Source organism: Paenibacillus sp. alder61 (genome assembly GCF_020179875.1).
Classification (GTDB): Bacteria; Bacillota; Bacilli; order Paenibacillales; family Paenibacillaceae; genus Fontibacillus; species Fontibacillus faecis.
This window is the reverse complement of the sequence record NZ_JAIUDG010000023.1, coordinates 50,445-75,754: the sequence shown is the minus strand read 5'-3', so window position 1 is coordinate 75,754 and position 25,310 is coordinate 50,445. Positions and strand designations below refer to the sequence as shown.

20 protein-coding genes are annotated in these 25,310 nt (G+C 55.7%); 13 read left to right on the top strand and 7 right to left on the bottom strand.

Annotated elements, in window-relative coordinates:
* Positions 1-665: 665 nt before the first annotated feature.
* The 6 genes from gltB to LBW89_RS21875 all read left to right on the top strand — a co-directional run bounded on the left by gltB (position 666) and on the right by LBW89_RS21875 (position 11,196).
* Positions 666-5,261 carry a glutamate synthase large subunit gene (gene gltB, locus LBW89_RS21900; protein WP_225040401.1) on the top strand — a complete coding sequence of 1,532 codons (4,596 nt, stop codon included), beginning with the start codon at positions 666-668 and terminating at the stop codon, positions 5,259-5,261.
* Between the two features lie 386 nt (positions 5,262-5,647).
* Positions 5,648-6,751 carry a glycerol dehydrogenase gene (locus LBW89_RS21895; protein ID WP_148450850.1) on the top strand — a complete coding sequence of 368 codons (1,104 nt, stop codon included), beginning with the start codon at positions 5,648-5,650 and terminating at the stop codon, positions 6,749-6,751.
* Between the two features lie 269 nt (positions 6,752-7,020).
* Positions 7,021-8,220, top strand: coding sequence for a phosphoenolpyruvate hydrolase family protein (locus tag LBW89_RS21890; RefSeq protein ID WP_148450849.1), 1,200 nt, complete (start codon positions 7,021-7,023; stop codon positions 8,218-8,220).
* 159 nt (positions 8,221-8,379) lie between these two features.
* The gene (locus LBW89_RS21885) at positions 8,380-9,588 is read left to right on the top strand and encodes a Tm-1-like ATP-binding domain-containing protein (protein ID WP_225040399.1); all 1,209 of its coding nucleotides are present in this window, start codon (positions 8,380-8,382) and stop codon (positions 9,586-9,588) included.
* Positions 9,589-9,617: 29 nt separating this feature from the next.
* A complete protein-coding gene (locus LBW89_RS21880) occupies positions 9,618-10,448 on the top strand; it encodes a phosphoenolpyruvate hydrolase family protein (RefSeq protein WP_225040397.1) in 831 nt (276 codons plus the stop codon).
* Between the two features lie 79 nt (positions 10,449-10,527).
* Positions 10,528-11,196 carry a Fic family protein gene (locus LBW89_RS21875; RefSeq protein WP_225040395.1) on the top strand — a complete coding sequence of 223 codons (669 nt, stop codon included), beginning with the start codon at positions 10,528-10,530 and terminating at the stop codon, positions 11,194-11,196.
* 66 nt (positions 11,197-11,262) lie between these two features.
* Here LBW89_RS21875 and LBW89_RS21870 read toward each other — a convergent pair whose 3' ends face one another.
* Together LBW89_RS21870 and LBW89_RS21865 are read right to left on the bottom strand one after the other, a co-directional pair.
* Positions 11,263-11,508 (bottom strand): spore coat protein, encoded by a 246-nt coding sequence (locus tag LBW89_RS21870; protein ID WP_225040418.1) that lies wholly within the window; start codon positions 11,506-11,508, stop codon positions 11,263-11,265.
* Positions 11,509-11,528: 20 nt separating this feature from the next.
* Positions 11,529-11,714: a hypothetical protein gene (locus tag LBW89_RS21865; RefSeq protein ID WP_148450844.1), complete on the bottom strand. Its 186-nt coding sequence runs from the start codon at positions 11,712-11,714 to the stop codon at positions 11,529-11,531.
* A 158-nt stretch (positions 11,715-11,872) separates the two neighbouring features.
* Between LBW89_RS21865 and LBW89_RS21860 the strand changes: the two genes are divergently transcribed.
* Both LBW89_RS21860 and LBW89_RS21855 read left to right on the top strand, forming a co-directional pair.
* Positions 11,873-12,784 carry an ABC transporter ATP-binding protein gene (locus LBW89_RS21860; protein ID WP_225040393.1) on the top strand — a complete coding sequence of 304 codons (912 nt, stop codon included), beginning with the start codon at positions 11,873-11,875 and terminating at the stop codon, positions 12,782-12,784.
* On the top strand, positions 12,777-13,553 hold the full coding sequence (locus tag LBW89_RS21855) for an ABC transporter permease (protein WP_225040391.1): 777 nt from the start codon (positions 12,777-12,779) through the stop codon (positions 13,551-13,553). The genes LBW89_RS21860 and LBW89_RS21855 overlap by 8 nt, the downstream gene beginning before the upstream one ends.
* 107 nt (positions 13,554-13,660) lie before the next feature.
* On the opposite strand, the gene LBW89_RS21850 is transcribed toward LBW89_RS21855, so the two are convergent.
* Both LBW89_RS21850 and LBW89_RS21845 read right to left on the bottom strand, forming a co-directional pair.
* Positions 13,661-14,071, bottom strand: a complete 411-nt coding sequence (locus tag LBW89_RS21850; RefSeq protein ID WP_225040389.1) for a bactofilin family protein — start codon at positions 14,069-14,071, stop codon at positions 13,661-13,663.
* Positions 14,072-14,124: 53 nt separating this feature from the next.
* Positions 14,125-15,111, bottom strand: coding sequence for a M23 family metallopeptidase (locus tag LBW89_RS21845; RefSeq protein WP_225040388.1), 987 nt, complete (start codon positions 15,109-15,111; stop codon positions 14,125-14,127).
* Positions 15,112-15,281: 170 nt separating this feature from the next.
* Between LBW89_RS21845 and cls the strand changes: the two genes are divergently transcribed.
* Positions 15,282-16,712: a cardiolipin synthase gene (cls, locus tag LBW89_RS21840; RefSeq protein ID WP_225040416.1), complete on the top strand. Its 1,431-nt coding sequence runs from the start codon at positions 15,282-15,284 to the stop codon at positions 16,710-16,712.
* Positions 16,713-18,309: 1,597 nt separating this feature from the next.
* Here cls and LBW89_RS21835 read toward each other — a convergent pair.
* Together LBW89_RS21835 and ligD are read right to left on the bottom strand one after the other, a co-directional pair.
* Positions 18,310-18,960, bottom strand: a complete 651-nt coding sequence (locus LBW89_RS21835; protein ID WP_148450840.1) for a transcriptional regulator — start codon at positions 18,958-18,960, stop codon at positions 18,310-18,312.
* A 429-nt stretch (positions 18,961-19,389) separates the two neighbouring features.
* Positions 19,390-20,289 (bottom strand): non-homologous end-joining DNA ligase, encoded by a 900-nt coding sequence (ligD, locus tag LBW89_RS21830; protein ID WP_225040386.1) that lies wholly within the window; start codon positions 20,287-20,289, stop codon positions 19,390-19,392.
* Between the two features lie 363 nt (positions 20,290-20,652).
* Here ligD and LBW89_RS21825 point away from each other — a divergent pair, with 363 nt between their 5' ends.
* Positions 20,653-21,600, top strand: coding sequence for a DNA ligase (locus LBW89_RS21825; RefSeq protein WP_225040384.1), 948 nt, complete (start codon positions 20,653-20,655; stop codon positions 21,598-21,600).
* Positions 21,601-21,841: 241 nt separating this feature from the next.
* Here LBW89_RS21825 and LBW89_RS21820 read toward each other — a convergent pair whose 3' ends face one another.
* Positions 21,842-22,801 carry a Ku protein gene (locus LBW89_RS21820; protein WP_148450837.1) on the bottom strand — a complete coding sequence of 320 codons (960 nt, stop codon included), beginning with the start codon at positions 22,799-22,801 and terminating at the stop codon, positions 21,842-21,844.
* Between the two features lie 638 nt (positions 22,802-23,439).
* Here LBW89_RS21820 and tsaE point away from each other — a divergent pair.
* From tsaE to rimI, 3 genes are read left to right on the top strand one after another with little or no spacing between them, the layout of a single operon-like run.
* Positions 23,440-23,955, top strand: a complete 516-nt coding sequence (gene tsaE, locus LBW89_RS21815) for a tRNA (adenosine(37)-N6)-threonylcarbamoyltransferase complex ATPase subunit type 1 TsaE (protein WP_225040382.1) — start codon at positions 23,440-23,442, stop codon at positions 23,953-23,955.
* A complete protein-coding gene (gene tsaB / locus LBW89_RS21810) occupies positions 23,939-24,781 on the top strand; it encodes a tRNA (adenosine(37)-N6)-threonylcarbamoyltransferase complex dimerization subunit type 1 TsaB (RefSeq protein ID WP_225040380.1) in 843 nt (280 codons plus the stop codon). Before tsaE ends, tsaB begins: the two co-directional genes overlap by 17 nt.
* Before the next feature lie 15 nt (positions 24,782-24,796).
* The gene (gene rimI / locus LBW89_RS21805; RefSeq protein WP_225040378.1) at positions 24,797-25,309 is read left to right on the top strand and encodes a ribosomal protein S18-alanine N-acetyltransferase; all 513 of its coding nucleotides are present in this window, start codon (positions 24,797-24,799) and stop codon (positions 25,307-25,309) included.
* Position 25,310 lies beyond the last annotated feature (1 nt).

Below are 25,310 nucleotides of genomic sequence, written 5' to 3'. Positions count from 1 at the left end.
AAAAACCACCTGCTATGCGGGTAGTGTAGTGATGCTTATAGGAAAAAACCATCTGATGGGGGCGTTAGCTAGGAGTGTTCAAGCTACGATGTATAACGAAAGGAAAAGGTGGCTTAATGGCTAATCGAAGGGATATATACTTCACCTACAAAGAGGCGCGCCTAATGTGCTTCTAAACTTCCAACTCCAAAAAGGATGCAAATCTGCAGGTATTTAAGCCGATTCCCGAGGGAATGCGAGAAAAGATGCAAATCTGCAGGCATTTCCAGCGATTTTAGAGAAACGAGCCGATTTCGCCGAAAATTCCTGCAGATTCGCAGGAATTTTGAAATTCTTGGCCCCAAACAAGAAAAAACATGCAAATCTGCAGGAATTCTATGTTATTAAGGTTGTCTGACGGGTGGTTTGATTTTGGTACACGGCAAGGGCAGCTAATGTGGCGAACGGACAGGCCCGACCATGCCTTTTTTTAGTAAATGAAGCGGAAGCGACCAAAAACTTGGCGGATGGATGATTTTCCTTCTAAAATTTCTTAGCTTTAGTGCAAAAGAAAGAGAAGATAGTGCAAAAACAGTAGCGGCGTTTTCCGTTAGAATAAAAATACTAAATAAAACATGTCGTTAACAGTAAGGTTTAGTTTATTTATAGAAAGGTTGACGCTGAACATGAAACATACGGTTATACCACCAAAGCAGGGACTGTACGATCCGACGTTTGAAAAAGACGCCTGCGGCATGGGGTTTGTGGCCCATATCAAAGGCAAGGCCTCCCATGACATCGTTAGTCAGGCTTTGACGATGCTGACGAATATGGAGCACCGCGGAGGCCAGGGGAGCGAGCCGAATTCGGGGGACGGCGCAGGTATTTTACTGCAAATCCCGCACCGCTTTTTTGCGGCGGAGGCCGAGAAGCTGGGCTACCGCCTTCCCGAGGCCGGTCAATACGGGGTAGGCATGCTGTTCCTGCCGCATGACGAGAAGGTCCGCGGCCGTCAGGAGGCGGAGTTGACCCGGATCATCGAGGAAGAAGGCCAACAGGTGATCGGGTTCCGGACCGTGCCTACCCGTGACGACATGCTGGGCAAATCGGCAAAAGAGGCGAAGCCGTTCGTGCGTCAAATTTTCATTTCCCGCGGCGCGGGATTGACGACCGACCTGGATTTTGAACGCAAGTTGTACGTGATCCGCCGCCGGGCCGAGCTGGCCATTCGCTATAGCGGCGAGGCGGAGGGAGACGCTTTTTACGTATCGAGCATGTCCTGCCGGAAGGTGGTCTACAAAGGGATGCTCACCACGGAGCAGGTGGGACAGTTCTACCTCGATCTGCAGGATGAGCGTCTTGAGTCGGCGATCGCGCTCGTGCACTCCCGCTTCAGTACGAACACCTTCCCGAGCTGGGAAAGAGCGCATCCGTACCGCTTCATGATCCACAACGGGGAGATCAACACCCTGCGCGGAAACGTGAACTGGATGCGGGCCCGTCAATCGTTGTTCGAAACGGAAGCCTTCGGCGCCGATCTGGAAAAGGTCAAGCCCGTGATCAATCCGGACGGATCCGATACGGCGATGTTTGACAATACGTTTGAATTTCTGTACCTGAGCGGCCGCTCCCTCCCGCATGTCGCCATGATGATGGTTCCTGAGCCTTGGAGCAACCATGCCGATATGGACGAGGACAAGAAGGCGTTCTACGAATACCACAGCGCATTAATGGAGCCTTGGGACGGCCCGGCCGCCATGGGCTTTACGGACGGCGTGCAAATCGGCGCGATCCTGGACCGCAACGGCCTCCGTCCTTCCCGTTATTACGTGACAAAAAACGATCTGATCGTGCTTTCGTCCGAGGTGGGAGTACTCGACATCCCGGTGGAAGAAGTGCTCTATAAAGACCGTTTGCGTCCGGGCCGGATGCTGCTCGTGGATACGAAAGAAGGACGCATTATTTCCGACGAGGAAGTGAAGGCGTCCATCGCCAAGGAAAATCCTTACCGCGTCTGGCTGGATGAGCACATGGTGCTGCTGGAGGATCTGCCCGAAGCGCCGGAAACGCCGGCGGACCGCCACGAGAACATTACGCTGCGCCAGATGGCGTTCGGCTACAGCTTTGAGGATTTGCGCAAGGTGTTTGAACCGATGGCGCTTACCGGGGCCGAGGGCATCGTTTCGATGGGGTACGACGCTCCGCTTGCCGTGCTTTCGGATCGTCCGCAGCGTCTGTACAACTACTTCAAGCAGATGTTCGCCCAGGTGACGAATCCGCCGATCGACGCCATCCGCGAGGAGCTCGTGACTTCGACGGCGACGATGATCGGTCCGGAGCGGAATCTGCTCAAGCCGGAACCGGAGAGCTGCCGCCAAATCCGACTGGAGACGCCGATATTGTCCAACGAGGAGTTTGCCAAGTTGCGCCACATTCGCCGTCCGGGCTTCAAAGCGATGACGATTCCGATCCTGTTCCCGGCGGATCAAGGCGCGGAAGGGCTGCGCCAGGCGCTCGACACACTCTGCGAAGCGGCGGACCGCGTGATCGCGAAGGGTCATAACATCCTGATTCTGTCCGACCGCGGCGTGGACGCCGAGAACGCCGCCATCCCGGCGCTGCTCGCCGTTTCTTCGCTGCATCATCATCTCATCCGTCAGGAAACGCGGACCAAGGTCAGCATCCTGCTGGAATCCGGGGAGCCGCGCGAAGTCCATCATTTTGCCCTGCTGCTCGGATATGGTGTCAACGCGGTGAATCCTTATCTCGCGTTCGAAACGTTGGATGATATGATCTCCCAGGGACTGCTGCAAGGCATTTCCCATTACAAAGCGGTGGGCAACTTCATCAAGGCCGCGACCAAAGGCGTCATAAAGACACTGTCCAAAATGGGGATCTCCACCATTCAGTCCTACCGGGGGGCGCAGATTTTTGAAGCGGTGGGCTTGAAAGAAGACTTCGTGGACCGTTACTTCACCTGGACGCCGTCCCGGATCGGCGGCATCGGGCTGGAAGAGGTGGCGCAGGAGACGCTGTCCCATCACTTCCGCGCTTTCGCCAGCCAGGACGGCAAAGATCCGGTGCTGGATTCCGTAGGGGAATACCAATGGCGGAATGACGGAGAGGAGCATCTTTTCAACCCGCAGACCGTGCATCTGCTTCAGCAATCCGTTCGTACCGGCGATTACGGACTTTATAAAAAATTCGCGTCCCTCGTTCAAGGGGAAAACGAGAAGCATCTTACGCTTCGTTCATTGCTGGATCTGAAACCGGTCGGACCTAAGGTTCCGCTGGACGAAGTTGAGTCGGCCGCGTCGATTATGCGCCGCTTCAAAACAGGAGCGATGTCGTTCGGTTCGATCAGCAAAGAGGCGCACGAGTCGATCGCGATCGCCATGAACCGTATCGGCGGCAAGAGCAATACCGGCGAGGGCGGCGAGGACCCGGCCCGTTATGTGCCGGACGCCAACGGCGATCTGCGCCGCAGCGCGATCAAGCAGGTCGCCTCGGGCCGCTTTGGGGTCACCTCGCATTACCTGGTCAACGCCGATGAAATTCAGATCAAGATGGCGCAGGGCGCCAAGCCGGGCGAAGGCGGACAGCTTCCGGGCCGCAAGGTGTATCCTTGGGTCGCCGAAGTCCGGGGTTCCACGCCGGGCGTGGGTCTGATTTCGCCGCCGCCGCACCACGATATTTATTCGATTGAGGATTTGGCGGAGCTGATCTACGACTTGAAGAACGCGAATCCGCAGGCGCGGATCAACGTCAAGCTGGTATCCGAAGCCGGCGTCGGCACGATCGCCGCGGGCGTGGCCAAAGGCCGTGCCGACGTCATTCTCGTCAGCGGCTATGACGGCGGGACCGGAGCTTCGCCGCAAAGCTCGATCCGCCATGCGGGCCTCCCTTGGGAGCTCGGGCTCGCCGAAACGCAGCAGACGCTGATGCTGAACAATTTGCGCGACCGCGTCGTTCTGGAGACGGACGGCAAAATGCTCACCGGACGCGACCTCGCCGTCGCCGCGCTGCTCGGCGCCGAGGAGTACGGTTTCTCGACGGCTCCGCTCGTGGCGGTCGGCTGCATCATGATGCGCGTCTGCCAGCTGGATACTTGCCCGGTCGGCGTCGCCACCCAAAATCCGGAGCTGCGCAAAAACTTTACGGGCGATCCGCAGCATGTGGTCAATTTCATGACCTTCGTGGCCGAAGATCTCCGCGAGTGGATGTCCGAGCTCGGCTTCCGCAACCTGGATGAAATGATCGGACGGACCGACTGCCTGGATACGCTCAAAGCGATCGATCATTGGAAGAAGAAGGGCGTCGATCTGTCCTCCCTGCTCCACATGCCGGAGGTGCCTGAGGGCGGCAGCCGTTACTGCACCCGCCGGCAAAACCACGGCCTGGAGGAGACGCTGGATATGACGCGTCTCCTGGAGCTGGCGGCGCCGGCGCTGGAGCGCGGCGAAGCCGTCAGCGCGGTGCTGCCGATCTGCAACGTGAACCGGGCGACGGGGACGATCCTCGGGAGCGAAGTGACGCGCATTTACGGCGCGGCTGGACTGCCGGAGGATACGATTACGTTCCGGTTTGAAGGATCGGCGGGCCAAAGCTTCGGCGCCTTCGTGCCGAAGGGCATGACGCTGACGGTGGAAGGCGACGCGAACGACTACACCGGCAAGGGGTTGTCGGGCGGCAAGGTCGTCGTGAAGCCGTCGCCGCAGGCTACGTTTGCCGCCGAGGAGAACATCATCGTCGGAAACACGTCGTTCTACGGGGCGACCGGCGGGGAAGCCTACGTGCGCGGCATCGCGGGCGAGCGCTTCGCGGTCCGCAACTCCGGCGCGAACATCGTGGTCGAAGGCGTAGGCGACCATGGCTGCGAATATATGACCGGCGGACGCGTTGTCGTCCTCGGCGAAACCGGCCGCAATTTCGCGGCGGGCATGTCGGGCGGGATCGCTTACGTCCTCGATGTGACGGGCGATTTCATCAAGCGTTGCAACCTGGAGATGGTTCTGCTGGAGCAGGTGGCCGAACCGGAAGAAGCCGACCAGCTCCGCACGCTGATCAGCCGCCATGTCCTGTATACGGACAGCATCGTCGGCCGCCGCGTGCTGGACAATTGGAACGACCTGCTGCCGAAATTCGTCCGCGTCATTCCGAAAGATTACAAACGGATGCTGGAGCAAATCCGTAAGGTGGAGAACGAAGGCTTGAAGGGCGAGGCCGCCCTGCTCGCCGCCTTCGAAGCCAACACGCGGGAGCTTGCCCGCTCCGGCAACTAAACCGCAAACGAAAAGGCGCCGCCTTCGTCAGGAAAATGACGGGGCGGCGTTTTTTCATATACATTCGCATGGAATTAACAGGAAAACCTCCCCTTAATTCCTCCTGAAACTGCCGCAGAGAAATAATAACGGGAAGAAGTCCCGCTAATAACGAGGATATTAGCCGTAAGGCGCCGAATCGCCCGAATTAGCGGGAAAAATTCCAGGTAAATGGACTCTTTAGGCAAAATCTAACACAATTAGCGGGAGAAATTCCCGTTAGTTGTGTAAGGCGCCACAGGAGCTATTGGCGAAGCGGCGAGGGAAACTGAATTTTAGCATAAACCGGCGCGATTCGTACATGTTAAAATCAAGTGTAGGCAAAAACTTCATAGGGGGAGATCCTTGTGGCAAACATTGTTTTTATTTCACCGGGCAAATACATTCAAGGCCAAGGCGCCTTGCAGGAACTGGGTAAACACATCAAAGAACTGGGACGCAAACCGCTCATAATGGCCGATGAAGTAGTTTGGAACATTACGGAGGATCGGATCAAACAAAGTTTGTCCTCGGAGCGGCTGGACTTTCATTTTGTTTTGTTCAACGGGGAGGCCTCTTCAAATGAAGTCAACCGCATTGCCCGGGAAGGCAAGGCGCAATCGGTGGACTTCGTCATTGGGGTCGGTGGAGGCAAAACGTTGGATACGGCCAAGGCGGTTTCGGATGAGTTGAAGTCCAAAGTGGTAATCGTCCCGACTACCGCGTCGACCGACGCGCCCACAAGCGCTTTGTCCGTGATTTACAGTGATGAAGGGGTCTTTGAGGCCTATCGTTTCTACCATAAAAATCCCGACCTGGTACTGGTGGATACCGCTATTGTGGCCAAAGCGCCGGCCCGCCTGTTCGCTTCGGGAATCGCCGATGCGATGGCGACTTGGATCGAAGTGCGTGCGACAGTCAAAAGCAACGGTGCCGCGATGTCCGGCGGCAAACCGAGCATTGCCGCCCAAGCCATTGCGAAGGCTTGTGAAGAAACGCTGTTCAAGTACGGGATCCCCGCCTATCAAGCCGTGCAAAAAGGGCTGGTCACCCGACATGTGGAGGCGGTGGTCGAAGCCAACACCCTTCTGTCGGGTCTTGGCTTCGAAAGCGGCGGCCTGGCGGCGGCGCACGCCATTCATAACGGATTTACGGTGTTGTCGGGCGACATCCACCACTTAACCCATGGAGAAAAAGTAGCCTATGGGACGCTGGTGCAGTTGGTGCTTGAACTCCATCCGGAAGAAGAGATCCTCAAGTATATTAGCTTCTACCGAAAGCTGGGTCTTCCGACAACCTTGAAAGAGCTGCACCTGGAGCAGGTTACTTTTGATGAGTTGCTTAAGGTAGGCCAAGCCGCAACACAGCCTAATGAAACCATGGTGAATCTGTCGGATGAAGTCACAGCCGAGCAGGTAGCGTCCGCCATCCTAGCCGTGGATGTGTTAAGCGGACAGATTGCGGAGGCTTAAATCAACCGCTTATCTGAAAATATACCGGAAGAAGACAAGAAGCGAGAGTGCATGCCGGATGTGCGCTCTCGCTTTTTTTTCATTATCGGACGTAACTTTTTAGAAATCATCCCCAATACTCTAGCCGATAAAAGATTTAAACACATAAAATCATGATAGGATAACATAGATTTTTACAATATTTGGATGTATAATTGTGTTGGAAAAGAACGAAATTTGTTGAACAACTTGTTCTTTTGGTATCGTTGGCATAAAAGGAGGTGTCGCCCATGCAAATATCCAGACAAGAGATACTTAAACGGCTAAATGCCCAAATCAAAGTCAACGGGCATATTATAGGTGTCGCTGCGGGCAGCGGGATGACGACCAAATACAGTGTTTTGGGCGGGGCGGATCTTATTCTGGCCCTCAGTGCCGGACGCTTTCGACAGATGGGCCGGGCGTCTCTGGGATGTTATCTTTGTTATTCCAACAGCAATGAAGCCGTAATGGATTTTGCCTCGCGCGAGTTGATGCCGCTCCTGCAGGATACTCCGATTTTATTCGGGCTGAACGCTACGGACCCCGGTATTTCCCTCCCGGAATACATAAGGCATATTAAAAAATCCGGCTTTGACGGAATCAACAACTGGCCCACGATCGGACTGATCGACGGGAAGTTTCGCGAGGCGCTGGAGGAGGAAGGGATCTCCTATCGTCAGGAAATCGAGGCGATCCGCCTTGCCCATGAGCAAGGGCTGTTTACCTTGGCCTTCGTCTTTGATGCCTGGCAGGCGGAGCAGATGCTGAAGGCCGGGGCGGATATTATCTGCGCCCATTTGGGGCTGACGACCGGCGGCGTCTTGGGCGCGAAGAAAGTGCAGTCGTTGGAAAGAGGGCGAGGGGACGCCCAGCGGATTTTCGATACATGCGAACGGATTCGTCCCGAGGCGATAAAGATGGTCTACGGCGGCCCGATCAAATCCTCCATCGATGCCCGCTACTTTTACGACAATTCCGCCTGCCAAGGCTTTGTAGGCGGATCGTCCTTCGAACGGATTCCGGCGGAAAAAGCGATTTTGAACACCACCAAATCCTTTAAAATTTCGCAAAGCGACGAGGAAGAGAACAGCCTGATCAAGGTGTTGAACGGACAGGCCCAGGACTATGATTATGTGGAGTTTATCAAAGAGCATATCACCCACCACTATAATGAGCCTATCCTCCTCAGCGAGCTGGCCTTGGCGGCCCATGTCACGCCTTCCTATTTGAGCGCCAAGTTCAAACGGATTGTCGGTTGCAGCTTTACGGAATATTTGATCCGTTTCCGGATGAACAAGGCGGGGGACTTCCTGAGGGAGACCGACATGCCCGTGGGAAAGGTGGCGGAGCTGGTGGGCTATGGCGATTATTTTCAATTCACCAAAATATTCAAGAAATATAAAGGCATGACGCCTACAGGTTATCGAAAAAGCAACACCCCGAAATAAACGGACGGCGAAGCAAAATCCAATATAAGCACAAAAACGGCTTATTTCAAGCAATATCAATATTTCCGCCGAGCCGTACAATTAAATTATCAGTTTTGAAAGCCGTTACAATCTCAACGGCGGTGAGAAACGGATCATTTCAGGAGGTGTTGTTCATCCATGAAAACTGTAGCGATCGTGGGGACGTTCGACAGCAAGGGGAAGGAGTTCCTTTACTTGAAGGAGCTGTTTACTGAAATCGGCCTTAACACCTTGACCCTGCATACGGGAACATTTGAACCCGCCTTTGTTCCCGATGTGTCCAACGAAGAAATTGCCGCCGAGGCGGGCGAAAATCTTCGGGAACTGGTAGCCCGCAAAGACCGGGCGTGTGCCACAGCGGCTATGGCCAAGGGAACCGAAAAAATCGTTCTCCGCCTTTATCAGGAAGGCAAGTTCCAAGGCATCATCTCTTTGGGCGGCTCGGGAGGCACCTCGATTATTACGCCGGCCATGCGGGCTCTTCCCATCGGCGTGCCGAAAATTGTGGTATCCACCATGGCTTCCGGGAACACCGAACAGTATGTGGGCACCAGCGACGTGATTTTGATGCCTTCGATTGTCGATGTGGCCGGACTCAATTCCATTTCCACCAGGATTTTCAGCAATGCGGTCTTTGCCATGGCGGGCATGCTGGAGCATGAAGTTACGAAGGTGGAGAAAAAACCATTGGTTGCCGCCACCATGTTTGGGGTAACGACCCCTTGCATAGAAACGGCGAAGGCCTATTTGGAGGAGCAGGGCTATGAAGTGCTGGTTTTCCATGCAACCGGAACCGGTGGCCGCACGATGGAGGATCTGGTACGCAGCGGATATTTCCAAGGTGTGCTGGATTTGACCACGACCGAATGGTGCGATGAGCTGTTCGGCGGCGTGCTGAATGCCGGGCCGAATCGCTGCGAAGCCGCCGGACTTTACGGCGTCCCGCAGGTGGTTTCCGTGGGGGCTTGCGATATGGTTAACTTCGGCCCGATCGATACCGTGCCTGAGCGCTACAAGCACCGCAACCTTTATCGCCATAACCCGACGGTTACCCTGATGCGCACCACGGTGGAGGAGAACAAAGCCGTTGGCGAGAAGTTGGCGGAGAAGCTGAACCTGGCCAAGGGTGAAAGCGTTTTAATGTTGCCGTTGAAGGGCGTCTCCATGATTGACGCCGAGGGTCAACCTTTCTATGGCCCTGAGGAGAACGAAGCTTTGTTCGATGCTTTAAGAACCAACTTAAATCGCAGCAAGGTGGAGCTTTGCGAATTGGATGAGCACATTAACGACGATTCCTTTGCGCTTGCCGCCGCCAAAAAGCTCATCGCTATGATGGAGAGCAAATAATCATTCACAGGAAAAAGGAGAAATCAAATATGAATACGATGACCCGAAACGAAATTCTGGCCAAATTCAAAGCGGAAGTTGAAGGCGGAAAAATCCTTCTGGGCGTAGGCGCCGGCACCGGCATTACCGCCAAGAGCAGCGAAGCGGGCGGCGCCGATATGCTGATTATATACAACTCCGGCCGTTACCGTATGGCCGGCAGAGGTTCTTTGGCCGGGCTTCTCGCCTATGGCGATGCCAATGCGATCGTGGTCGAAATGGCTTCCGAGGTGCTGCCCGTCGTAAACGACATTCCGGTGCTGGCCGGCGTTTGCGGTACCGACCCGTTCCGCGTCATGGACATTTACTTAAAACAATTAAAGGATATGGGGTTCAACGGCGTGCAAAACTTCCCGACGGTGGGGCTCATCGACGGTGTGTTCCGGCAAAATCTGGAGGAAACCGGTATGGGTTACGACCTGGAGGTGGAAATGATCCGCAAAGCGCATCGGTTGGACCTGCTGACCTGCCCATATGTCTTTGATCCGGAACAAGCCAAAGCGATGGCGGAAGCCGGTGCGGATATTTTGGTGGCTCATATGGGGCTTACCACGAAAGGTACGATCGGCGCGAAGACAGCGCTCACCCTGGATGATTGTGTCGTGAAAATCAAGGACATCATTGCCGCGGGTCGTTCCGTCCGTCCGGACATCATGGTCATTTGCCACGGCGGCCCGATCGCCGAACCGGCGGATGCCGCTTATATCATGCAGCATATCCCCGACATCGACGGCTTCTTCGGAGCCTCCAGTATCGAGCGTTTTGCGGCGGAGAAGGGCATCCGGGAGCAATCGGCCGCGTTCAAGGCTATTTCGAAATAAGAAAAGGCGAAGAAATCCGGATTTTATTATACCCACTCATGATAAAGTGATGGATAATAGCGGGATAAGGAGCGGTCATATGGACTTCGGTACAATAGATCAGCTTAAAAGCGAATTGGATGCCCTCCGGCCCTTGCCGGCAGCAGCAGTCAAAAATCTGGAAGAAATCGATCGTGTCGAATGGACCTACCACTCGAATGCGATGGAAGGAAACACGCTGACCCTTCTGGAAACGAAACTTGTTCTCGAAGATGGTTTGACCATCGGGGGCAAAAAGCTGAGTGAGCATTTTGAAGTCGTCAACCATTCCGAAGCTATTGATTATGTTCAAGATATCGTAGACCGCAAGATTGAATTAACCGAATTCGTGATCAAGTCGCTTCATCATCTTGTTCTGAAAAATATCGACGACGAACTTTCCGAGAAAATGGAGCAATTACTCCAGTGGTATGACGAGCAAAAAGATAAGCTTCATCCCGTCCGATTAGCTGCGGAATTCCACTTCCGCTTCGTCTATATTCATTCTTTCAACGATGGGAACGGGCGAACGGCAAGGCTCCTGATGAACTTGATCCTTATGAAATACGGATATCCTCCGGCCATCGTCAAGGCTGAGACCATGGATCGGTTAAGGTATTACGAGACGCTGGAAGCTGCAAGCGTGCAAAGTGAGCTGGAGCCGTTTGTAGAATTGATCGCCGGATGCGTAGAGAAGAGCTTGCGGAGATATATCGGTACGATAAAGTAAATGAAGACGACGATAAAAGAAGACGGCCCTGGTACCCGGCCGTCTTCTTTGCATCCTATTTTTCCATTAGCCGCCAAGCTGCGATTTTACCTGCTGAATTTCCTGGTTATCGGCCATCATCGCCGGCTGGTAATAACCTTTCGACTGGGCCAGCCTGAACAGTTCGTACTGCGAGGTTTCGCAGTTGTTTCTGATCTGCTGAATGGTCGATCTGAGTTGGGGGTTGGCGCATTCCGAGATCACGCTGGCATAGGTAGTCAGGCTGCTTTTGACCATGGAAAGCGCATCATTGACCATGTCTTTATCCTGCATCACGTCGCCGTGCCTCCTCCCTAGTTCAAGAATGACATAAGCTGTTCTTTGGTGTTTAACGCGTCCTGGGCCGATTTTTCGAAATAAGCCTTCACCTGCGGATCGGTACACTGCTGCGCGTAGGTCAGCATCTTTTGGTTTGCCGTTTCATGCGCGCCGATCAGATGACGCAGGCTTTGTAACTCCTGCTGATTGATCTGGGCCATTTCTTCCTGCTCCTTTCAGGGGACTCGCAGGTTATTGTCCTCTTCTTTGCATGTAAATATGCAGGAACCCATTCTATCGGTATTTATGGTAAAATAGGGTAAAATACCGGCGCATGAATCAAGAATCCGATGGGTTGGTCAGGAGAGGGAGTGAACGTATGGCGCAAGAACCAGTCGTGCGAATTCAGAACGTCACCAAAAGAATCGGATCCAAGGTGTTGATCGACCGTTTGACGCTGGATATACCGCCGGGCCAGGTGTTCGGTTTTTTGGGGCCGAACGGAGCCGGCAAGACGACGACCATCCGGATGATGGTCGGACTAATGTCGATCACCAAAGGGGATATACTCATCCAGGGAGCGAGCGTGAAAAGCGACTTTGAGCGGGCGATTTCGGCGGTCGGGGCGATTGTGGAAAATCCGGAAATGTACAAATTTCTGACCGGGTACCAGAACCTGCTGCATTATGCGCGGATGTCTCCGGGGATTACCAAGGAGCGAATTATGGAAGCGGTGGAGCGCGTGGGGATGCAGCACCGGATTCATGATAAAGTGAAAACCTACTCGCTCGGGATGAGGCAGCGGCTTGGAGTGGCTCAAGCGATTCTGCACCGCCCGAAGCTGTTGATTCTGGACGAGCCGACGAACGGCCTCGATCCCCAAGGGATACGCGAATTGCGGGATTACTTGCGGGTTTTGGCGAAGGAGGAAGGGACGACGGTGTTCGTCTCCAGCCATCTTTTGTCCGAGATGGAACTGATGTGTGATACGGTCGCGGTTATTCAGCATGGACGGCTGATCGATGTCAAAACCCTTGGAAAGGAAAACGACGCCGCGGACCGGCCTCAAGAAACCGCATTTGAAGTGGACGCTCCGGAGCGGGCGCTCCGGCTCGTTAAGGAAGGACGGCTTGAAGGCAATCATTTGATCGTCACCGCCGACCGGTCCGCAACCGCCGAAATCAATACGAAGCTCGTTTTGGCCGGGATTTCCGTATACGGCATCCGGGTTCTGACCCGTTCGCTGGAGGATCAATTTTTGGAAATGACGGGGGGCGGGCAAATTGATTGATTTTTTCAGACTCGTTCAAAATGAAAATATGAAAATATACCGTCGGATACGGACCTGGGTCATGGCGGCCATTCTGGTTTTTCTAACGATGCTATTCAGCGCTTTGTTCTATTTCGGGAGCCCGCTAAATATGGTCGGAGCCTGGGAAGCGGTAGATCAATTATCTTTTCTCTACTATTTGGTCACGATTTACTCGGTGGTCGTCGCCTCGGACATCGTCGCGGGAGAGTTTACGTGGGGGACGGTCAAGCTGCTGCTCATTCGGCCTTGGACGCGCACAAAAATCCTGGTGTCCAAGCTGTTGGCGGTATTGTTGTTTACCGTCTTGATGACGGCCGTGTTTCTGCTGGCCTGTATCGCGGTTTCGTTTCTTCTGTTCCCGAATATTTCGTCCGGGATCTTCCCGGAAGGGCCTGGAGCGTTCGGAATGATTATGGAGGACTTGCTTTACCGGTATATCGATCTTCTGGTGATCACCATCTTTTCGTTTATGATTTCCACCGTATTCCGGTCGGGGGGAATCGCCATCGGTCTGTCGATGTTCATTTTGTTTGCCGGCGGCCTTTTTACGATGCTGTTCCATCCGTTACGCTACCCTTGGGCAAAGTACATGCTGTTCGTCAATATGGATTTAAGCAAATACCGGGGAGGTCAAATCGGGCCTGCGGGAATGACGCTGGGCTTCTCGGCCGCCGTTCTGGGCGTCTATGTGATTGCTTTCCTGGTCATCGCCTGGCTCGTGTTCAAAAAGCGGGATGTCGCCGCGTAATCATAAGCGTGTAATCATAAGCGCGTAATCCTTAAAAGGAAACCCAACAAAAAAGTTCCCGTTTGCGTCTATGCACCCGGGAACTTATTTTTTTCGATCCACCGCGATTACCCCGCTTCAGGCTGAGCCGCTTTTTTCGAGGACTTCTCTTTGACGGAAAGCACGGAAGGGGAGGTCTTCTCCATTTGCGCCGATCCGTTCAGGAGCCCTCCTTCGACGATGACCAGCTTCGCGACATTGACGCTTCCCTCAACCTGCCCGCTGCCGGTAATGGTGAGCCGCCCCTGGCTGGTGATGTCGCCGATCACTTTACCGGCCACGACAATGTCGCTCCCTTTAATATTGGACAAGGCTTCCCCGGTTTCCCCGATCACGACCTGCCCGCCGCACTCGATGTCACCGTAAAACTTCCCCTCGATGCGCAAGTTGGTTTGACATTCCAGCTTTCCTTCCGCCGAACTTCCTTTTCCGATCAGCGTGTCCGTACCGCCTGTAATCGTATTGTTCTTTTTGAGCATCGTTTTTTTTAGCCTCCTTTAGGAATATAAAAATCAGACTGGACGACGGTAACTTACTTCAGATAAGGCAGCGGGTCGACAGGTTCTCCTTGCTTGACGATCTCGAAATGAAGGTGGGGGCCGGTACTGCGGCCGGTACTGCCGAGGCTGCCGATTTCCTGCCCTTTTTTGACGCTGTCGCCTGTGGAAACGCCGATCTGGCTGAGATGCAGGTACCAGGTTTGCAGTCCTCCCGGATGCTCGACCACGATGTATTTGCCGTGAGATCCGTCCTTGGCGGTCGTAATGACTTTTCCCGCACCCGCCGCGTAGACCGGGTCGCCGGTTCGTCCGGCAATGTCGATCCCCGCGTGAAAAGAGGCCCGTCCCGAGAAAGGATCCCTCCTGTAACCGAAATTGGAAGTGAGGCGCTTGGACAACGTGGGCCATTCGCTGGGAGTCCCCGAAATCGAGTGCTGCGTCTGGCGGGCTTTTTTTAGCGTATTGGGGATGTTGCGTTCCATCTCGTCCAGGAGCGAGCTCATCTCCGCAAATTGTTCACGGGTTACGGCAGCCAACCGTTCGATTTCGTTCTCGTGGACCGCTATGAACTCGCCTCCCACCCCGAGGGTTTCGGGTTCTTCGTAGGACAGGGAAGAGAGGTTCCGCAAGCCTTCCTGTCCGCCGTATTTCTTGATGAATTGCTGCAGCTCGGTTTCAAGCTCGGACACGCGCTCCATCCGGTCCATCACTTCGCGGGACTGCCCGGATAACGCGATTACTTCATTCTGGAGCCTTTCGATGGCCGCGTTCTTGTCGGTCACGACCGCTTCGAATCGCAGTTCCTGGTTCCGGATCTGGTGCTCCAATCGGGAAATCGTCTGGCTGGATTGAACTTGGAGGCTGATGATCAGCCCGGAAATGGACAGTATGGCAAGGAGCGGCACGGCGATGACCAGCGGCTTGGAAACCTGAAGCTGTTTTACAGGCTGGTTGGCATCCCTTAGGACGAGCAAGGTCATCCGCTGGGGGTGGGCGAGGCCTAAACTGGCGGTTTTCATGGCATCTCCCTTCCTCTCAAAATGAGCTTCTATAACTTATCTATTCCTATGACTCTTAAAACATGTCAAAAATCCGGCTTTGTCTGATATATCGGGGGACGAGGCGAACCGGAACCTGAATAAAGCGAACGCAGAATGGTTAATGCTGATTGAAGGGAAGGGTGAAGACCATGGTGTGGCTGGTGGCCGTTTTACTCGCATTCATTTTTCAAATCGCTACGATTCTTGTATTGGAGTTTCGGAAGCCCAGCAAGGCGATCGCCTGGATGTTCATTCTGTTCGTCGTCCCGCTGATCGGCTTTATTCTCTATTATTTCGTGGCCCAGGATTATAAAAAGCGCAGAAAGCTGCGCAGTCAAGGGACCCGGCTGTTCCAGGAGATGAAGGCCAAGCTGTGGCAGCAGTCGGTCATTGTGGAGAGTTCCGGCCAGATGAACAACAAAGGCTTCGAAGGGCAGGAGCGCCTTTTCGGCCTGTTGACCCATCTCTCGGAGAGCCCGATTACCGGATGCAACGAGACCAGGGTGCTCAGCAGCGGGGAAGAAGCTTTTGAGGCCATGCTCGAAGAAATGAGAAAAGCCAGGCATCATATACATATCGAATTTTATATTTTTCGGGATGACGGTCTGGGCGGGCGATTTAAAGAGGTTATGAGCCAAAAAGCCCGGGAGGGCTTAAAGGTGCGTCTGATTTGCGACGGGTTGGGCAGCTACCATTTGTCGCGTTCTTTTGTACGGGAACTGCGGGAGGCCGGGGTGGAGGTTTATTTTTTTCTGCCTCCGCTGATCGCCACGCTGGACCGCCGCATCAACTACCGCAATCATCGTAAAATCATCGTCGTGGACGGAACGGTCGGATTTGTGGGCGGCCTGAATGTCGGCGACGATTATCTCGGGCTCTACGATAAAGTAGGGTATTGGCGGGATACCCATTTGCAGATCAAGGGAGACGCCGTTTATTTTTTGCAAAATACGTTTCTCGGCGATTGGAAACTGGCCGCAGGTCAGCCCGTTCACGACCCGGATCTGTTCCCCGAACATCATTGTCTAGGCAGGGAACAGGTGCAAATTCTGGCCAGCGGCCCGGACCAGCACTGGAACGCCATCCAGGAGATGTGTTTCGGTGCCATCGCCGTGGCCAAGCGGCGGATTTGGATCGCGACCCCGTATTTCATCCCGGACGCGAGCGTCTACGAGGGCCTCAAAACTGCGGCGGTCAGCGGCATCGATGTCAAGATCATCATCCCTTACAATTCCGACAGCCGCCTTGTAAAGCTGGCCTCACTGTCTTATGTGGAGGAACTGCTTCAAGCGGGAGTCGAGTTTTACGAATACACCAAAGGCTTCATGCACGCCAAAGTGCTGATCGTCGACGACTTGCTGGCCTCCGTGGGAACCGCGAACATGGATATGCGCAGTTTCTTTTACAATTTCGAAATGACGGCCCTGCTGTTCGACGAAAAAGCGATCGCCCGCCTGTCCCTGGACTTCCAGCAGGACATGGCCGACTCCCGCCGCATCAACCCGCGGGAATTCGCCCGTCGCTCCCGCAGGCAGCGCGCGGCCGAACTGGTCGCGCGGCTCCTCTCGCCGCTGCTGTAGGGCGGGATCGCGGGAAGAGCCGCTTCGCGCAACGGAGCGAGCGGCGCCTGTGCGCGAAGCGGACGTGGGGCAAGTGGCGCCTGTGCGGCGCGGGCGTGGGGCGACCCGGGCGGGAGCGGGGGCCGATCCGGCGACCGCGCGGTCGGAGCAAGTAGCGCCTGTGCGGCGCGGACGCGGGGGGTGACCCGGCGCCCAAGGGCGATCGCGCGGTCGCGAGCAAGCAGCGCTTGTGCGGCACGGGCGTGGGGCGACCCGGGACCGGTGGGAGCGGGGGCCGATCCGGCGCTCAGGTGCTCCGTGCGGCGAAAAAGGAACCGGTCCAAAAATTTTAACGGACATAATAGCCGCTAAATCGTGAAAAACGGGTCTATCGGAAATCTAACGGAAATAATAGCTGCTATTCCTGAGAAATCGGAGGTTTCCAACCCGAAATCACCGAAATAGCCGCTACTACGTCCGTTAGAATTCTGAATGAGCTGTTTTGGCCGAAATAGCGGCTATGATTTCCGTTAGAATCCCGGTCCCGTCGGGCCCCGCTCCGCGCACAGAGCTAGAGGACTAGGCGGGTGCGAACCGGACCTGGGGCAAGTGGCGGTGCTGCGCGGACGCTCGGAAGCCCCGGGACCGGTGAGAGCCGGGTGGGAACGGGGGCCATCCGGCGACCAGGGCTTCACGCGGTCGGAGCAGCCGGATCCGGCGCCCCTGGGGCGACCGCCCGATCGGAAAAGGACCGGTCCAAAATTCTAACGGACGTAATAGCCGCTAAATCGTGAAAAACGGGTCTATCGGAAATCTAACGGAAATAATAGCAGCTATTCCTGAGAAATCGGAGGTTTCCAACCCGAAAACACCGAAATAGCCGCTACTACGTCCGTTAGAATTCTGAATGAGCTGTTTTGGCCGAAATAGCGGCTATGATTTCCGTTAGAATCCCGGTCCCGTCGGGCCCCGCTCCGCGCACAGAGCTAGAGGACTAGGCGGGTGCGAACCGGACCTGGGGCAAGTGGCGGTGCTGCGCGGACGCTCGGAAGCCCCGGGACCGGTGGGAGCCGGGTGGGAACGGGGGTGATTCGCCGCCAATGGGCGACCACGCGGTCGGAGCAGCCGGATCCGGCGCCCCTGGGGCGACGGCCCGATCGGAAAAGGACCGGTCCAAAATTCTAACGGACGTAATAGCCGCTAAATCGTGAAAAACGGGTCTACAGGAAATCTAACGGAAATAATAGCTGCTATTCCTGAGAAATCGGAGGTTTCCAACCCGAAAACACCGAAATAGCCGCTACTACGTCCGTTAGAATTCCGAATGAGCCGTTTTGGCCGAAATAGCGGCTATGATTTCCGTTAGAGTCCCGGTCCCGGTGGGCCCCCTTCGCGCGCACCGAAGGTAGATCCCGCTGTGTAGTGCGCACAAGGAGCAAGTGGCGCTGGGCGACACGGCCATGGAGCGGCCCCGGAGCTGCCACTGCTCCGGTGTGCGCCGCATGGGATCGGAGCCGCCCCTGCTCCGGTGGGCACCGTATGGGATCGAGCCTGCCCCGGCGTCCGGAGGCGACCGTGCGCTACAAAATCCTGGGAGTCCGGCTGCCCCCTTAGGGACTCAGCTTTGAGCAAGCTTGTATGTGCGATAGCGCAGGTCTCCGCTCGCAACATTCAGCAGGTTCCTCTCCAAAAGACTGCGCAGCACGTCTCTAGTCCGTCGTTCGGAAAGCCGCAAATGGAGAGAAAGCTCCAAGGGTGTAAACGGCCGCAGCAAACGGCGGGCATAGCGCACGGTTTCAGCCTCGGCCCAGTTTAAATCGGACGGAACCGCACCGGACAGGAACTTTCCGACAAAAGCGAGGACCAACTGCTTGCAGACGGCCGGGTCCTCTTTGACGGAGAGGTAGGCAATCGGGAGAAAGTGCCAGTCGTCCATAACCAGCAGGGCTTGCTTCATGCATAAATCCTTAAACCGGCTGGCCTCGATATCTCGAGCGTGGGAGCGAAAACCATGCAGCTCGATGCAGCCTTTTGCGCCACCCGGCATGTAGGCAAGATCAAGATAGCGGCATCCGTTGTTTAAATCCCGTACCTCGTACTCTGCATATAAATGATCCAGGTTTCCAATGGTCGGAAACCAGATTGCGCGCAGAAACTCCACGGTGCCATGACCCAACCCGTTTGCCAAAAGCTCTCGCCTCCTCGCATTCGTCTCTTCCTTTAACTGCCGCTGCAGCCAATTCGCATACACCTCTTCGAATAGGTTCATTTTCATCCTCCACCTTTTTCATTAGTATAAAAAAACCGCCCCAATACGCGGCTCCTAGAGGGGGCTGCGCATCAAGGCGGCATGTGCTTCATACCGGCAGATTGGTTATTGTTTCCACATTACTGTTTCCACGTTACTGTTTCCAAGTTGCTATTTACACATTGACACATTCGCTGTCTACACATTCGCTGTCTACACATTCGCTGTCTACACATTCGCTGTCTATACATTCGCTGTCTACACATTCGCTGTCTACACATTCGCTGTCTACACATTCGCTGTCTACACATTCGCTGTCTATACATTCGCTGTCTACACATTCGCTGTCTATACATTCCCTGTCTACCCATTGCAAACGGTCACATTGTTAATTACACACCCAATGTACCGCACCGTACGCGTTAAATCAAGCGCCACTCCTTTCTCTCCCTAACGGATTCCCGGCTTCCGCAGGTGCTGCAGGATCAGCTCCACCGATTGAGGCGGCACATGCTCCAGCAGATCCCCCCGTTCCCGAAGCCGCTGCCCGATATTGAGCAAGTTAAAGTCGGCGGGGGACGGGTTCCGAGCCACTTCCTCCCACGCTAGAGGCGTCGAGACACTGGCCGCCTGCCGGGCACGAGGGGTGTAGGGGGCGGCCAGCGTTTTGCCTCCGTAGTGCTGGAGATAGTCGAAGTAGATTTTATCGCCGCGGTCTTTTTTTAAGCGTTCGATCGTAAACAGGCGCGGATGTTTCTCAGTCACATAACGGGCGACGAAATGCCCGATGAGCCGCAGTTCATCGAAGGTGACGCCGTACTCGATCGGCACGATAATCTGCAAGCCGGTCGCTCCCGAAGTTTTGGGCACCGAGGACAGGCCAAGCGAGGTGAGGATCTCGCCGACATAAAAAGCGGCTTCCATAATCCGCGGTTCTTCCTCCAGGGTCGGGTCAAGGTCGATCATCCATTCGCAGGGCAATTGCTCGCCGACATAATGCAGGGAGGGATGAAACTCGATGGCCGCCAGATTGCCGAGCCACAAAAGAACGGGAAGGCTGTTCATGACGACATACCGGATTTCCTCGTGCTCCGCGGTTTGGACAAAGGGAGGGAGCGGATCGGGGGCGTTTTTTTGGTAGAAAAACTTGCCGTGTATTCCTCCGGGGTACCTTATCGTTGTCAGCAGGCGATTTTGACAATAACGGAGCAGGTAGGGCGAAAGCTCGGCCAGCTTTTGCAAGTAGATCAGCTTCGTGATTCCGGCTTCCGGCCATAACAGCTTATCGGGGTTGCTTACGGGCACCTCGACCCCTTCTATCGTAATACTGCCTTTTATCGTACGCGCCATAACACTCACACTCTCCCTTCCAGCTTCTCTCTATAGCGTTGCCTGTTTCATGCAAACTATAAGCCGCCTTACTGAGGCAGGATCATTTAACGCCGGGCAAGAATGCCGGTAGTTCAGCGAATGCAGGGAATGCAGAGAATGCCGCTAGTTCAGCGAATACCGATGGGTCCGCCAATGTAGGCGGTTCGCAATGCTATTTTGTTCTGCGGATATCGGTAGTTCAGCTAATTCCGTCTGGTTCTGCTAATCAGTAGTTCAGCCCATACCCGGGAATGCGGAGAGGGGCAGGTGGGCACACTTGGAAAAAAGCTCGCGACAACGGAAGCAAAAAATGCGATGGAACGGAAAGAGGAGGACGAAGACATGGAGTTAAAGCCGGTTGTCCCGTTTGAGCCGGTCAGAGTGCATGAAGCGCCCCAAGGGGAAGATTGGATCGCCCAGGTGAAGTGGGACGGCGTGCGGATGCTGACTTATTTTGACGGTAAAGAAGTAAAGCTGATTAACCGAAAAGGGAACGACCGTACCCGTCAATACCCGGAATTCACCGATGTGCCGGGGTTCTGCCGCGCGGATTCGGTGATTCTGGACGGGGAGATGATCGCGATTTCCGGCGGGAAGCCCTCCTTCCACGAGGTCATGAAACGCGACAGCCTGCGGCGGGACCAGGAGATCCGCTCGGCCGTATCGCGGGTTCCGGCGATCTATATGATTTTTGACATATTGTACTGCAACGGCGACTGGGTGACGGACAGGCCGCTGGCGGAACGGCAGGAACTGCTTCGGGATATCCTCATCCCGCATGAACGGCTGCAGCCGGTTCCCAATGTGGCGGACGCGGACCGTCTTTTTACGGTGATGAAGCAGCAGGGCTGGGAGGGGATCGTCTCCAAACGGCTGAACAGCACTTATGCGATCGGCGGAAAAGATGCCCGCTGGACCAAGCTGAAGCTGGCTCATGATCTTTACGCGGCCATCGGCGGGGTCACCTACCGCGACGGCAGGGTGAACGCTCTACTGCTCGGTGTGTATGACGATGAAGGAAGGTTTCTGTATATCGGCCATGCCGGTACGGGCAAATGGAAAGCCGAGGATTGGAAAAAAATCACGGAGCTGGCGCCTCGGCTCAGAACGGGAACAAGGCCGTTCGCCAATACGCCCGAACGAATCAAGGGGGCGGACTGGCTGAAGCCCCAACTGGCCGTGAAAGTACAGTTTCTGGAGTGGACGCCCGGGGGAACGATGCGTCACCCGGTCATCCAGGGCTGGGCCGGCGTGCCTGCCGAAGCCTGCGTCCTCTCCCAGCAGGTTTAGAGCCTAAAGCCATAAGGTCGTGGAGCAGCCGATAGATGGCATTGCATAGGCGGCAGTCCAGGCATGGCGGACAGGGTCGGGCAGGCATCGCGGAGAGGCGGACAGGTCGGGCAGGCATGGCAGACAGGCAGACAGACGAACAGACGAACGGACGAACGGACGAACAGACGACCAGACGAACGGCGGAAAGGCAACAAGGCGGACCAGCAACTCAATAGACTGGCGGGCAGGCAGGCTTATATCAGGATATCGTCTTCTTGGCGGTTTTTCCCGCGCTCTTACGCTTCGGCTTGGTCACGACTTCCGGCTCGCCGGAACCTGCACCCTCCGCTGCCGCTTTGGTCCTTTTGCCGCCGCCCGCGGCCGCTCCTTCCGCCGCGGGCGCCTTCGTCCGGCCCCGCTTGGACTTGGCCGGCCCGGGATCGGTGGCGATCGGCTTGACAGCCTCGATGCTCGCCTGGAGCGCGGCCATCAGATCGATCACATTGCTTTCCGGCCTGGCCGGTGCAAGGCTGATTTCTTCTCCGGCCACTTTGCTTTCGATCAACTGCAGGAGGTTTATCCGGTAATCGTCCGTGTATTTTTCCGGCTCAAACGGGGTGGACAACTGTTCGATCAGCAGTCGGGCCATCGTAAGCTCCTTTTCGTTGGTGCTGATTTGCTCGGGAAGATTCGGCACCTGGGAGATCGGGCGGATTTCATCCGGGAAAAAGATGGTCTCGACCGCCAAACAGCCCTCCATCACCCGGATCGCGGCCAGGCTGCTCTTGGAGCGGATGGCGATTTTGGCGATCCCGATTTTACCCGATTGACGCATCGCTTCAAGCAGCAATTGATAAGCGTTCGATCCGGCTTGATCCGGAGAAAGATAGTAGGTTTTCTGAAAATAAATCGGATCGATTTCATGCAGATCGACGAAATCGAGGATTGTGATGGTTCTTTCGGTGCGGGCGGATAGCTGTTCCAATTCTTCTTTTTCAAACAGAACATACTTGCCCTTCTCGTACTCGTATCCGCGCGCAATTTCTTCCCAATTTACGTCTGCGTCACATGTCGGGCAGCGCCTGACGTACGAGATGGGACTCCCGCATTCCTTATGGATATACTTCATCGAAATATCTTTATCCTCGGTGGCGGAGAACATTTTGACCGGTACATGAACGAGGCCGAAGCTGATAGCCCCCTTCCAGACGGTATGCATCTATCAATCACTCCTTGAAATTCGCATTTTTCTTAGTATTGGATAAAATCCGGTTTTCTATAAGGGTCCGTTCCAACCGAACGGGGGTGGATTCCGTGTTGCGGGGCTTGGGACAGACCGATATAATGGGGACATACGTTTTTTGAGGGTCTTTAGATGCGCGGTGGGGATTTGCGCAAGAAGATGCGATAATGTCGCTTAAGCTTAAGCCGTTTAAGTTGTATCTACCCGACAGGGTTATACTATATTTTGGAATTCCTCGCCTCCATGCGGCGAGTTGGATCTGCGTCCTACTGATCATTAGCGTCCGTCGCATTAGCGGCGTTTTGGGCCGTTATTTCGGCCCGATTCGCATTTGCGGGAAAAATAGCGGTCAAAAAAGGCCTTATTACTCTGGTGGGGGTCCTAAAATCAGGATTTTACCTGCTTTTCACCAAAATAAGGCCTCAAAAGACCTCTATTTCTCACCAAAGGGACGATTTCGACAAAATAGCGGCGCAAAAGGCCCCTATCCACGGCGAGTTCACCAAGGACATACGATAAGTTTGCGAGCGCGGCGCTTGCTCGCAGCATGCTTATAGAGCTGATGGAAGCCACCGGCCAAGCCGGAGGTTCTGACAGAAAGAAGGTACCGGAGAATGGATGAATGGATGTTTGATAAAGCCGCCGCGGGACTCGTGTTTCGGGCGGAGAATCTGGAGGGGACGGACAGCCTCGCCGGCCGGCTGGCCAATTTGGCCGTGCCCGGGACCGTCATCGCGCTGGACGGGGACCTGGGGGCGGGAAAGACCGCCTTCTCCCAGCGGTTCGCCAAGCATTTGCAGGTCACGGACACTGTAAACAGTCCGACGTTTACTTTGATCAAGGAATATGCGGGCAGATTGCCCTTTTACCATATGGATGTGTACCGGTTGTCGCTGGAAGAGGCGGAGGAGCTGGGGCTGGATGAGTATTTTTTCGGCACCGGGGTAACTTTGGTGGAATGGGCGAGCCTGATCCAAGAACTCCTGCCGCCGGAGGCTTTGTACATATATATCGAAACGGGAATGGGCGGAGAGCGGACATTTTACTTGAAAGGCTGCGGGCAGCCTTATGAAGCTTGGATCGATCACTTGCGGGAGAATGGAGTCGGGAATAATGAGCAACGAGCATGAAGTACGGCCAATCCGGCGGTTATTGGCTTTCGATACATCGACATCCTCCCTGGCGGTGGCCGTGATGGAAGACGGCAAACTGCTGGCGGAGCGGAATATCCGCGCCGAACGCAACCATTCGGCGTATCTGGTCGGCGCCATCGGCGACGCGCTGGCGGCCGCCGGCATCGCCAAGGCGGCGCTGGACGGGGTCGCCGTCGGCGTGGGCCCGGGCTCTTATACGGGAGCCCGGATCGCCGTAACGACGGCGAAGACGCTGGCGTGGGCCCTGCACCTGCCGGTGTACGGCCTATCGAGCCTGGAGGCGCTCGCCTGGGGCGGGTTCGCGCAGGGCGCGGGCCTGGACGCCGCGAACCTCGGCGTCCCGACCTCCCCGGCGGCAGCGTCCGCCGGGGCAGCCGGAACCAGCGGGGACCACTGGGTCATCCCGCTGGTGGACGCGCGGCGCGGTCAAGCCTATACCGCGCTGTTTGCCGCCGGAGCCGGCCGGCCGTCGCCGGAGCGCATGGAGCCGGACGCCGTCCGGCTCATGGCCGATTGGACGGAGCAGCTGGGCGCCCGGCTGCGGGAACTGACGCCGGCGGAACGCCCGGCCGGCGTATGGTTCGTGGGCGAAACGGGGCAGCATGCGCCCGTGGCTGAGGTGCTTCGGCCCCTGTTGGGCGAAGCGCTGCACGTGATTCCCTACGAACTGGAGGGAATCGCCGTCGGCTTGGCCGCCGTCCGCCGGGCGCGGACGGCCGGCGGCGACGAGGTGCACGCCCTGGAGCCGAACTACACCCAACTGGCCGAAGCCGAAGCCAAACGGCTGCGGGAACGGCGTTAGGGGGCCGGCGCGAACATGGGACAATTACAGGAGGAGACCGGCGGGCATGTCCGGTTCCGCACGATGGAGCTGGGGGACATCCCCGATGTGATGGTCATCGAGCATGAGTCCTTTTCGCTGCCTTGGAGCGAAGAGGCTTTTCGCAACGAGTTGACGTTGAACCATTTCGCCCGTTACCTGATCATGGAGATGGACGGGCAACCGGTAGGGTATGCCGGGATGTGGACGATCGTCGATGAGGCGCATATTACGAATATCGCCGTCCGGACCGCTTTTCGCGGACGGCATTTGGGCGAGCGGCTGCTGCGCCGCTTGATGGAGTGGGCCGGGGAGCTCGGCATGGAACGGATGACCCTGGAGGTGCGGGCCACCAACCGGGTCGCCCAATCGCTCTACACCAAATTCGGCTTTGTTCCGGCGGGGGTGCGGAAGGGATATTATTCGGATAATCAAGAGGACGCCGTGATCATGTGGTGCGAGCTGCCCGAGGAGCTGCGCGGAAGCGGCGAGAAGGAAGGAAGCGAATAAA